We start from the raw sequence: 11503 nt of genomic DNA, 5'->3' as shown, positions 1-11503 counted from the left end.
CCCCGCCCGGCCGCCCCCCGGTCCCGCCCCGATCCCGGGGACCGGGGCCCCACGGGCCGCGGGCGGGGGCGGGGAACGACGCAGCCCCCGGTGACGCGAGGTCACCGGGGGCTGGATACGTACGCCGTTAGAGCTTCTCGATCACGTAGTCGATGCAGGCGGTCAGCGCCTGTACGTCGGCCGGGTCGATCGCCGGGAACATGGCGATGCGCAGCTGGTTGCGGCCGAGCTTGCGGTACGGCTCGGTGTCCACGATGCCGTTGGCGCGCAGCACCTTGGCGACGGCCGCCGCGTCGATCTCGTCCGAGAAGTCGATCGTGCCGATGACGGCGGAGCGCTTGTCGGAGTCCGTGACGAACGGGGTCGCGTACTTCGACGCCTCGGCCCAGCCGTACAGGTTGCGCGCGCTGGCCGCCGAACGGCCGGTCGAGAACTCCAGTCCGCCCTGGCCGTTCAGCCACTCCAGCTGCTGGTCCAGCAGGAAGAGGGTGGACAGCGCCGGGGTGTTGTACGTCTGGTTCTTCAGCGAGTTGTCGATCGCCGTCGGCAGCGAGAAGAACTCCGGGATGTGCCGGCCGGACGCGTGGACGCGTGCCGCGCGCTCCAGGGCCGCCGGGGAGAACGCCGCCAGCCACAGGCCGCCCTCGGAGGCAAAGGACTTCTGCGGCGCGAAGTAGTAGACGTCGGTCTCGGTGATGTCCACCGGCAGACCGCCGGCACCCGAAGTCGCATCCACCAGAACGAGGGAACCGGCGTCGGCGCCCGCGACGCGCTCGATCGGCGCCGCCACACCCGTCGAGGTCTCGTTGTGCGTGTACGCGTACACGTCGATGCCCGCCTCGGCCACCGGATCGGGGTGCGTGCCCGGCTCGGAGGAGATCACGGACGGCTCGTCCAGCCACGGCGCGAGCTTCGCGGCCTTGGCGAACTTGGAGGAGAACTCGCCGAACGTGAGGTGCTGGGACTTCTGCTCGATGAGCCCGGCCGTCGCGATGTCCCAGAAGGCGGTGGAGCCGCCGTTGCCCAGGATCACCTCGTACCCCTCGGGCAGGGAGAAGAGGTCCCGGATGCCCTGGCGCACCGAGCCGACCAGGTTCTTGACCGGGGCCTGGCGGTGCGAGGTTCCGAGCAGGGAGGTACCGGTGGCGGCGAGGGCGTCCAGCGCCTCGATCCGCACCTTGGAGGGGCCCGCGCCGAAGCGACCGTCGGCGGGCTTGATGTCAGCGGGAATCTGGATCTCAGCCACGGGCGGAGCGTATCGGGTCCCGGTCCGGGGTTCCGAGGCGCGTCCACCGGATGAGACGAACGTCGCCGGTGGGAAGGTGTGCGCGTGACGCTTTCCGGGGAATTTCGGCGTGATCTTCGGCGTGAACTCGAACGGGCCTTGCGGACCGGGCTGCGCGGGGAGGTGGACTTCGGAGCCGCGGCGCGCGCCCTCGCGACCATGGACGCCTCGAACTACCGGCGCGTCCCGGTCGGCGTGGTCGCCCCGCGGGACGCCGAGGACGTGGCGGTCGCGCTGCGGATCTGTGCGGAGGCCGGTGTCCCCGTGGTGGCGCGCGGCGGCGGCACCTCCATCGCGGGCCAGGCCACCGGGGTCGGCGTGGTGCTGGACCTGACCCGGCACATGAACGCCCTGGTCTCGCTGGACCCGGCGGCCCGCACCGCCGTGGTCCAACCGGGCCTGGTGCTCGACCGGCTGCGCGAAGCGGCCCGCCCGCACGGGCTGACGTTCGGCCCGGACCCCTCCACCCACTCCCGCTGCACGCTCGGCGGCATGATCGGCAACAACGCGTGCGGGGCCCACTCGGTGGCCTGGGGCACCACCGCGGACAACGTGACGGCGCTGGACGTCACGGCGTACGGGGGCGCCTCGTACCGGCTCGGCACGGGCTGGACGGGAGCCCCGCCCGGTCTGCGTGACCTGGTGTCGGCGAACCTGGCGGTCCTGCGCACGGGCCTGGCCGGGGGCTTCTCCCGCCGCATCTCCGGCTACGGGGGACTGGACGCACTGCTGCCCGAGCGGGGCGTGCAGACGGCCCGCGCCTTCTGCGGGAGCGAGGGCACGCTCGGGGTGGTGACCGAGGCGGTCGTACGCCTGGTGGAGGCGCCGCGCGCGCCGGTGCTCGCGGTCCTCGGCTACCCGGACGAGAGCGCGGCGGCGGACGCGGCGGCGGGGCTGCTGCCTTACGGTCCGCTGACGGTGGAGGGCATGGCGCACGACCTGGTCCGCGACGCGGCGGGACTGCCCCGCGGCGGCGCCTGGCTGTTCGTGGAGATGCGGGACGAGGCCGCGGCACGGTCCCTCGTCCGGGCCGCCGACACCCTGGACTCCCTGCTGGTCACGGACCCGGCGGGGCAACGGGCACTGTGGCGCGTCCGCGAGGACGCGGCGGGCACGGCGACCCGGATGCCGGACGGGGGGATGGCCTGGCCGGGATGGGAGGACTGCGCGGTACCGCCGGCCCGGCTGGGGGCGTACCTGAGGGAGTTCCGCGCCCTCCTGGCGGCCCACGGGCTGCGCGGAACCCCGTACGGGCACTTCGGGGAGGGCTGCGTCCACGTACGGATCGACTTCGACCTGGCGTCCGCGGCCGGGGTGGGCCGCTTCCGCCTCTTCTCGGAGGAACTGGCCGACCTGGTCGTGTCCCACGGCGGCTCGCTGTCGGGGGAACACGGCGACGGTCAGGCGCGGGCGGAACTGCTGCCGAAGATGTACGGGCCCGAGGTCATCCGGCTCTTCGGCGCGTACAAGGACCTGTGGGACCCCGCGGGCGGGATGAACCCCGGGACGCTGGTCCGTCCGGCCAGGCTGGACGAGAACCTCCGCTTCACGGTGCTGCCCGCGACGCCCCTCGCCGCAGGGGTCGCCCGCTGCGTCGGCGTCGCGAAATGCCGGTCGACGGAGGTGGGCGGCCCGGCGGTGATGTGCCCGTCGTACCGGGTTACGGGGGAGGAGCAGCACTCCACGCGCGGTCGGGCCAGGCTGCTGCACGAGATGCTGGCCGGGGAGATCGTGACCGACGGCTGGCGCTCTACGGAGGTCGCTGAGGCGCTGGACCTGTGCCTGGCCTGCAAGGGCTGCCTCAGCGACTGCCCGGTGGGCGTGGACATGGCCTCGTACAAGGCGGAGTTCCTCCACCGCCACTGGGCCGGCCGCATCCGGCCCCTGGCCCACTACGCGCTGGGCGGGCTACCGAGCTGGCTCCGCACGATCGCCCTGCTCCGGGCGGCGGCGCCGGTGAACGCGGCGGCCCGCCTCCTGCCCGTGCCGGGCCTGAACCGGGAGCGCCCGCTGCCCCTGCTGGCGCGGGAACCGTTCACCCGTTGGTGGCGCCGCGGTACCGCGGGACCGAAGCCCCCGGCCGCCCGCCGACGCAAGGCCCCCACCCCCAAGCCACCTGCCGACCCCACTGCCGGGGTCGGCCCTGCCGGCTCCGCTGCTGCCCCCGCCGCCGGCCCCGCTACCTCCGCTGCTGGCCCAGATATCGGGGTCGGCCCCACTGCCGGGGTCGGTGCTGCCGTCACCCTCTGGCCGGACACGTTCACCGAGTACCTCGCCCCCGAGGTCGGCAGGGCTGCCGTCCGGGTCCTCCGGGCGGCGGGCCTCGACGTGTCCGTCGCCCCGACGGGAGTCTGTTGTGGCCTGACCTACGTCTCCACCGGCCGGCTGGACCGCGCCCGCAGGGTCCTGCGCCGCACCCTCGATGCCGTGGGCGACGTCCGGACCCCCGTCCTGGTCCTCGAACCGAGCTGCGCCGCAGCCCTGCGCACCGACCTCCCCGCCCTCCTCCCCGACGACCCCCGCGCGGAGCACCTCGCGCGCGCCGTGCGGACCTTCGCGGAGACCCTCGAAGAGTGCGCCCCGCACTGGCAGCCGCCCCGTCTGGACCGCCCTGTGGTCGGCCAGACCCACTGCCACCAGCACGCGGTCCTCGGGGACGCGGCGGACCGGCGGCTGCGCGAGCGGGCCGGACTGAACGGGGAGCTCAGCGGCGGCTGCTGCGGCCTCGCCGGGAACTTCGGCTTCGAGCCGGGCCACCACGAGGTGTCCGTGGCCTGCGCGGAGGAACAATTGCTTCCGGCCCTGCGCCGGGCTCCGGCCGGGGCCGCGGTCCTGGCGGACGGGTTCTCCTGCCGGACCCAGGTCGCCCAGCTCGGCGGGGGACGCCGCGCCCACCACCTGGCAGAGCTCCTGGCACAGGGCCTGGCACAGGGAATGGCGGGCGTCCGTGACGACGGCCCGGCCGAGGGCCTGGAGGGCGACTTGAACACCAGCCCGGAAACCAGCCCGGGTGCCGGCCCGGAAGGCGACATGTAAGGCAACACACGCAGCGACGGCCCTTACCTGCCCTTAGTCTGGATCCATGCCCGCACCTTCCCCCGCCCCCACCCCGACGGCCGCTGCCGTCTCGACTCCGGCCACCGTGACCTCCGGCGGTTCGTCCCGCTTCGGTCCGGTCGCGCTGGTGATCTCGGCGGGGATCTCGGTGCAGTTTGGCGCCGCCCTCGCGGTCATGATCATGCCGCGGGCGGGCGCGGCGGGCGTGGTCACGCTGCGGCTGGCCGCCGCAGCGCTGGTGCTGCTCGTCCTGTGCCGCCCGAAGCTGCGCGGCTACACGCGCGCCGACTGGGGCACCGTCGTCGCCTTCGGCGTGGCGATGGCCGGCATGAACGGGCTCTTCTACCAGTCCATCGACCGGATCCCGCTCGGCCCTGCCGTGACCCTCGAAGTGCTCGGCCCCCTCGTCCTCTCCGTCGTCGTCTCACGCCGTCTGGTGAACCTGCTGTGGGCGGGGTTGGCCCTGGCCGGTGTGGCCCTCCTGGCCGGGCACGGCGGAGGCAGCGGCTTCGGCGGCCTCGACCTCCTGGGCGCGGCCTTCGCGCTCGCAGCGGGCGGGATGTGGGCGGCGTACATCGTCTTCAGCGCGCGCACGGGCCGCCGGTTCCCGCAGGCCGACGGGCTGGCCCTCGCGATGGCGGTGGCAGCCGTACTGTCGCTCCCGCTGGGCGCGGTCCAGGCGGGCTCCGACCTACTGGTGCCGAGCACGCTGGCGCTGGGCGTCGGGGTCGCCGTCCTGTCCTCCGTCCTGCCGTACACCCTGGAACTCCTCGCCCTGCGCCGGCTCCCGGCGCCGACGTTCGCGATCCTGATGAGCCTGGAGCCGGCGATCGCGGCCACGGCGGGGTTCCTGATCCTCGACCAGGCGATGTCGGCGCTGGACGCGCTGGCGATCGCGCTGGTCATCGCGGCGAGCATGGGAGCGGTCCGCTCCCAGACGGCCAAGCCCGGCACCTGACGCCCATCCCTCCCGGCCCAGCCCGCTCACCCTGCCCCGGTCCGCCCCGCCCCGCCCCGCCCCGCCCCGGCAGGGCGGGGCGGGGCGGGTGCGTCATCGGCGGGGCGTCAGCCCAGTGGCAGGTCCAGGTACGACGGCGTCGCCTCCGGGGAGGTGAAGGCCAGCGTCGCGCGCGGCAGGTTGGCGTCCCCGTAGAACGGGTCGCGGGCGTCGATCACCAGCATCAGCCGGTGCTCGCGCGGGACGTCGTACGCGGTCGCCTGGAGGTCGATGTCGGCGCTGACCAGGCTGTCGGGCGGCGAGTCGAGGTCGGTGTACGGGGCGTGCGTGATGAGACGGGCCGTCCCGTCGGGCGCGACGGAGAGCAGGTACGCGACGAACGAGGACTTGGAGTTCGCCGCCCGGTACGTGACCCGCAGCCTCGGTACGCCGCGCAAGCGGGTGACCTCCGCCTCCGGGTCCGCGGTCCAGACCGCGGCGACGGTGCGGTCGATGTCGCCGGTCCGGTAGGCCTTCGGGCGGCCCGCGATCTCGTCGTACCCGGACCGTACGATCTCGTCGGCGACGGCCGCCGGGGTGTCCACCCCGCACAGGACGCTCGCGCTCCAACCGGCCTCGGGCTCCTCGGCCAGCTCCCCGCCGCCCACCAGGTACAGCCGGTGGACCTGTTCGGTGACGGAATGCCAGGTGGGGCGGGGTTCCAGGGTCTGGCCCCACATGACCTCGTTGAGGAGCTGACCTTCGGCGGTGATGCCGTTGTCGATGCCCTTGAGATGGCGGTCGAACCAGCGGTGGGCGTTCGTCCAGATCCGGTTGGGCAGGCCGATCATGCCCGTCATCTCGGGACCCGAATGGTCGCCGATGGAGAGGTCGAGCCGCTTGGGGCCGGTGAGCTCGTTGAACATCTTCAGGGTCTGGTTGCCGGGGAAGAGCGTTTCGTGCCAGGCGTGCGAGAAGTAGATCGGCACCTGGCGGCGGTTGAGTTCCTTGATGTGACTGAACGGTGAGCGGGGCTCGGCCCAGCGCAGGACGCCCCGGATGTCGCGGTCGGCGATGACGTTCTCGAAGACGCTCTGCGTCTGCGGGCTCAGCCGCGCCTTAGAGGCCGCTTTCAGCAGGGCTTCCACGGCGGCCACGTGGCGGGTCCTGTTCTCGTAGAAGGCCTCGCCGAGGTCCCCCCAGGTGCTGAGCGCGACCACCGCGTCGACCCGGGTGTCGTGCGCGGCGACGAGCTGGCTGATGCCCGAGCCGTACGAGTCCCCCAGGAAGCCGATCTTCGTCACCGGGCCGGCGCTGCGCTCGATGAGGTGGTCCAGGGCCCGACTGCCGTCGGCGACGTCCAGCGGGCCCGCCACGTCGACCTGGCCCTCGGAGCCGGCGAAGCCGCGGGTGCTGTAGGCGAGGACGTTGTAGCCGCGGGCCGCGAAGACGCTGGCCTGGACGGCGTACGGGAGCCAGCCGTGGTTCGTCCACGGTGAGGGCATCACGATCACGGGCCGCGGCAGGCTTCCGTTGTGCCGCCACAGTGCGGCGTCGAGCAGGTCCCCGTCGGCGCCGGCGACCTTGACGTGGCTGAAGGAGGCGACGGCCCGGACGTCGGAGACCTCGGCGGCGCGGGCCGGGGCGAGTCCGGTGACGTCACCGCTTTCGAGGGCGGCGACGAAGGCGCTGAGGGTGGTCGCGTCGAGTTCGGGATAGAGGGAGAAAGCGGCTGGGATCACGTCGGTTCATCCTCTTCGTCGAGTGACATGAACGTTGGTGTGCGCGCTCTGGGCCCGGAGCGGGAGGCGAAGCGTTCAGTATCGGTGCGACGTCCGGTGATGTTGTGCAGGTTTGCGACGTACGGCCGAAATCGCCCCAGCGTCATCGCCGGCTCGGGCGCATCCAGACCTGCCCGGGATGCTCGCAGGCGCCAAATCCCTGCTGGTGAGCACCAGTTGGCGGCGATGGCGCGAAGGCGGTGCTCGGTGAAGAAATCATGCAAGCATGCTTGATTGTTTTGTTCGCGGCTGCCAGTCTTCCCCTCACGCCGAAAGGGGAGCCCGCCGTGCTCGATCCGTCAGCTGTCGCCGTCTTCGCCGATCTGCGCGAGGAAGGCCTCCAACTCGAAACCCTGGTAAGGGATCTGCCCGACGGGGGCTGGGCCGAGCCCACCCCCGCGCCCGGCTGGACCGTCGCCCACCAGATCGCCCACCTGCACTGGACCGACCGGGCCGCCCTGGTCTCCCTCACCGACGCCGCCGGCTTCGCCCACCTGGTGAAGGAGGCCCTGGCCGCCCCCGACTCCTTCGTGGACGAGGGTGCGGCGCAGGGCGCGGCGCTCCCGCCCGCCGAACTGCTGGCCCGCTGGCGGGCCGGCCGCGCAGCCCTCGACGAGGCGCTCGCCGCGGCCTCGCCCGATGCCCGGTTCCCCTGGTACGGGCCCCCGATGAAGGCCGCGTCCATGGCGAGCGCCCGCCTGATGGAGACCTGGGCGCACGGCCAGGACGTCGCGGACGCCCTCGGCGTGCACCGCGTCCCGACCGCGCGACTACGGCACGTGGCCCGGATCGGCGTACGGGCCCGGGACTACGCGTTCGCCGTACGGGGACTGCCCGCACCCGCTGGGGAGTTCAGGGTGGAACTGGTCCCCCCGGACGGCGGGGAGCCCTGGTCGTACGGCCCGCAGGACGCGGCCGACCGGATCACCGGGCCGGCACTCGACTTCTGCCTCCTGGTGACCCAGCGGGCCCACCGCGCCGACCTGGCCCTGACCGCGACCGGCGCCGAAGCCGACCGCTGGTTGGACATCGCCCAGGCCTTCGCCGGTCCGGCGGGGCCGGGCCGCGCACCGGGTGCCGGGCGATGACCGGCCACCGCCCGCTGCGGATCGGCAACGCCTCCGGGTTCTACGGCGACCGCTTCAGCGCCTTCGACGAGATGCTGACCGGCGGCCCGCTGGACGTGCTGACCGGCGACTACCTCGCCGAGTTGACCATGCTGATCCTCGGTCGCGACCGCCTGAAGAACCCGGACCTCGGCTACGCCAAGACCTTCCTGCGCCAGTTGGAGGAGGGCCTCGGCCTCGCGCACGAGCGCGGTGTGCGGATCGTCGCCAACGCGGGCGGCCTGAACCCGGCGGGACTGGCCGGCGCGATCCGTGAGCTCGCCCGCAAGGTCGGCGTCCCGGTGTCGGTCGCCCACGTCGAGGGCGACGACCTGATGCCGTTCGCGCAGGGGGCGCTGACCGCGAACGCCTACCTCGGTGGGGCCGGGATCACGGCCTGCCTGAAAGCGGGCGCGGACGTGGTCGTCACCGGCCGGGTCACCGACGCGGCCCTGGTCAGCGGGCCGGCGGCCTGGTGGTTCGACTGGGCGCACGACGACTACGACCGGCTGGCGGGTGCGGTGGTCGCGGGCCACGTGCTGGAGTGCGGAACCCAGGCCACCGGCGGCAACTACGCCTTCTTCACGGCGCACGACGTCCGCCGCCCCGGGTTCCCGCTGGCGGAGATCTCCGAGGACGGCTCGTCGGTGATCACGAAGCATCCCGGGACGGGCGGAGTCGTCTCGGTGGGCACGGTCACGGCCCAACTCCTCTACGAAACCCAGGGCGCCCGCTACCTCGGCCCCGACGTCACCGCCCGGCTGGACACCGTCCGGCTGGCCGACGCGGGGGCCGACCGGGTCGCCGTGACGGGCGTCGTGGGCGAGGCCCCGCCGTCGACCCTCAAGGTGGGCGTGACCCGCATCGGCGGCTGGCGCAACGAGGTGGTGTTCGTCCTCACGGGTCTGGACATCGAGGCGAAGGCGGCCCTGGTCCAGGCCCAGTTGGCCGAGGCCCTGACCGACGTGGCCACCGCGGACTGGACCCTGGCCCGCACGGACCACGAGGACGCCCCGACGGAGGAGACGGCGAGCGCACTCCTGCGCCTGGTGGTACGCGATCCGTCGCCGGACCGGGTGGGCCGCGCACTGACCTCGGAGGCCATCGAACTGGCCCTTTCCAGCTACCCGGGCTTCCACGTGACCGCCCCGCCGGGCCCCGCCCAGCCGTACGGCGTCTTCACCTCGGCCCTGGTCCCGGCGGAGACGGTCCCCCACGCGGCGATCCTCCCGGACGGCTCCCGCCACATCCAGGCCCCGCAGGCCGGGGCGCAGCCACCAGATCCGGGCAGATCGGACGGGGACACCCTCACGGGCCCCGCCCTCACGGACCCGGCCCTCACGGACCCCACCTCCGCCGCGCCGCCGCAGGCACCGGCCGGACCCACGACCCGCGCCCCCCTCGGCACCCTCGTCGGTGCCCGCAGCGGCGACAAGGGCGGCGACGCCAACATCGGCGTCTGGGTCGAACGCGACGACGCCTGGGACTGGCTCCACGGCACCCTCACCGTCGAGACGCTCCAGAGGCTGCTCCCCGAGACCGCAGGTCTCCGCGTCGTCCGCCACGCCCTGCCCCAGCTCCGGGCCCTCAACTTCACGATCAGTGGCATCCTCGGCGCCGGCGTCGCCTCCGCCCACCGCTTCGACCCCCAGGCCAAAGCACTGGGGGAATGGCTCCGCGCCCGCCACGTCGACATCCCGACCCGCCTCCTGTCCGTCCCGGAGGGGACCGCCTCATGACCCGCCTCACCAGCACCGTCGATCCCCACGCCCCCGATCACCTCGCCCACCGTGCGGCGGCCACGGCCCGCCTCGCCGAACTCGACGCGGAGCACGCCAAGGCGCTGCTCGGCGGCGGCGAGAAGTACACGGCCCGCCACAAGGGCCGCGGCAAGCTCCTTGCCCGCGAGCGCATCGAACTGCTCCTCGATCCGGACACCCCCTTCCTGGAGCTGTCCCCGCTCGCCGCCTGGGGCAGCGACTACCCCGTCGGCGCCTCCATCGTCACCGGCGTCGGAACCGTCGAGGGCGTCGAGTGCCTGGTGACCGCCAACGACCCCACGGTCCGCGGCGGCGCGTCCAACCCCTGGACTCTGAAGAAGGCCCTGCGGGCCAACGAGATCGCCCGGCAGAACAACCTGCCCTGCATCAGCCTCGTCGAGTCCGGCGGCGCGGATCTCCCCTCCCAGAAGGAGATCTTCATCCCGGGCGGCGCGATCTTCCGCGACCTCACCCGGCTCTCGGCCGCCGGCATTCCGACCATCGCCGTCGTCTTCGGCAACTCCACCGCCGGAGGCGCGTACATCCCCGGGATGTCCGACCACTCCATCATGATCAAGGACCGCTCCAAGGTGTTCCTCGGCGGTCCGCCGCTCGTCAAGATGGCCACCGGCGAGGAGAGCGACGACGAGTCCCTCGGCGGGGCCGACATGCACGCCCGGACCTCCGGTCTCGCCGACTACTACGCCGTCGACGAGCAGGACGCCATCCGCCAGGCCCGCCGGGTCGTGGCCCGGCTGAACCACCGCAGGGCCCACCCCGTGCCGCCCCGGGCCGAGGAGCCGAAGTACGACCCGGAGGAGCTCCTCGGCATCGTCCCCGCGGACCTCAAGACCCCCTTCGACCCCCGCGAGGTCATCGCCCGCATCGTCGACGGCTCCGACTTCGACGAGTTCAAGCCCCTCTACGGCACCAGCCTGGTCACCGGCTGGGCCACGCTCCACGGCTACCCGGTGGGCATCCTCGCCAACGCCCAGGGCGTGCTGTTCAGCGCCGAGTCGCAGAAGGCCGCCCAGTTCATCCAGCTCGCCAACCAGCGCGACGTCCCGCTCCTCTTCCTCCACAACACCACCGGCTACATGGTCGGCAAGGAGTACGAGCAGGGCGGCATCATCAAACACGGCTCGATGATGATCAACGCGGTCTCCAATTCGCGCGTCCCCCACCTCTCCGTCCTCATCGGTGCCAGCTATGGAGCCGGGCACTACGGCATGTGCGGCCGGGCCTACGAGCCGCGGTTCCTCTTCGCCTGGCCCAGCGCCAAATCCGCCGTCATGGGCCCCCAGCAGCTGGCCGGCGTCCTGTCCATCGTGGCCCGCCAGTCCGCCGCCGCCAAGGGACAGCCCTACGACGACGAGGCCGACGCCGGGATGCGCGCCTTCGTGGAGGCGCAGATCGAGTCCGAGTCGCTGCCGATGTTCTTGTCCGGACGGCTGTACGACGACGGCGTCATCGACCCGCGCGACACCCGTACCGTCCTCGGCCTGTGCCTGTCGGCCGTCCACAACGCCCCCGTCGAGGGCGCCCGCGGCGGCTTCGGCGTCTTCCGGATGTGAGAG

7 protein-coding genes are annotated in these 11503 nt (G+C 73.1%); 5 read left to right on the top strand and 2 right to left on the bottom strand.

The window, feature by feature from the left end:
- Positions 1-127 precede the first annotated feature (127 nt).
- The gene (gene serC / locus ABZZ20_RS18280) at positions 128-1246 is read right to left on the bottom strand and encodes a phosphoserine transaminase (RefSeq protein ID WP_356870616.1); all 1119 of its coding nucleotides are present in this window, start codon (positions 1244-1246) and stop codon (positions 128-130) included.
- A gap of 198 nt (positions 1247-1444) precedes the next feature.
- Here serC and ABZZ20_RS18275 point away from each other — a divergent pair, with 198 nt between their 5' ends.
- The gene (locus ABZZ20_RS18275; protein WP_356870902.1) at positions 1445-4321 is read left to right on the top strand and encodes an FAD-binding and (Fe-S)-binding domain-containing protein; all 2877 of its coding nucleotides are present in this window, start codon (positions 1445-1447) and stop codon (positions 4319-4321) included.
- A gap of 46 nt (positions 4322-4367) precedes the next feature.
- Positions 4368-5300: an EamA family transporter gene (locus ABZZ20_RS18270; protein WP_356870614.1), complete on the top strand. Its 933-nt coding sequence runs from the start codon at positions 4368-4370 to the stop codon at positions 5298-5300.
- Positions 5301-5407: 107 nt separating this feature from the next.
- On the opposite strand, the gene ABZZ20_RS18265 is transcribed toward ABZZ20_RS18270, so the two are convergent.
- A complete protein-coding gene (locus ABZZ20_RS18265) occupies positions 5408-7021 on the bottom strand; it encodes an alpha/beta fold hydrolase (protein WP_356870612.1) in 1614 nt (537 codons plus the stop codon).
- 326 nt (positions 7022-7347) lie between these two features.
- Between ABZZ20_RS18265 and ABZZ20_RS18260 the strand changes: the two genes are divergently transcribed.
- From ABZZ20_RS18260 to ABZZ20_RS18250, 3 genes are read left to right on the top strand one after another with little or no spacing between them, the layout of a single operon-like run.
- Positions 7348-8148, top strand: coding sequence for a TIGR03084 family metal-binding protein (locus tag ABZZ20_RS18260; RefSeq protein ID WP_356870610.1), 801 nt, complete (start codon positions 7348-7350; stop codon positions 8146-8148).
- Positions 8145-9905, top strand: coding sequence for an acyclic terpene utilization AtuA family protein (locus tag ABZZ20_RS18255; protein WP_356870608.1), 1761 nt, complete (start codon positions 8145-8147; stop codon positions 9903-9905). The genes ABZZ20_RS18260 and ABZZ20_RS18255 overlap by 4 nt, the downstream gene beginning before the upstream one ends.
- Positions 9902-11500 carry a carboxyl transferase domain-containing protein gene (locus tag ABZZ20_RS18250; protein WP_356870606.1) on the top strand — a complete coding sequence of 533 codons (1599 nt, stop codon included), beginning with the start codon at positions 9902-9904 and terminating at the stop codon, positions 11498-11500. Before ABZZ20_RS18255 ends, ABZZ20_RS18250 begins: the two co-directional genes overlap by 4 nt.
- Positions 11501-11503 lie beyond the last annotated feature (3 nt).

The sequence above is a fragment of the Streptomyces sp. NPDC006430 genome (assembly GCF_040612395.1).
In the GTDB taxonomy this organism is placed as follows: domain Bacteria; phylum Actinomycetota; class Actinomycetes; order Streptomycetales; family Streptomycetaceae; genus Streptomyces.
The sequence above is the reverse complement of the archived record's forward strand: the minus strand, read 5'-3'. Positions and strand labels throughout refer to the sequence as shown.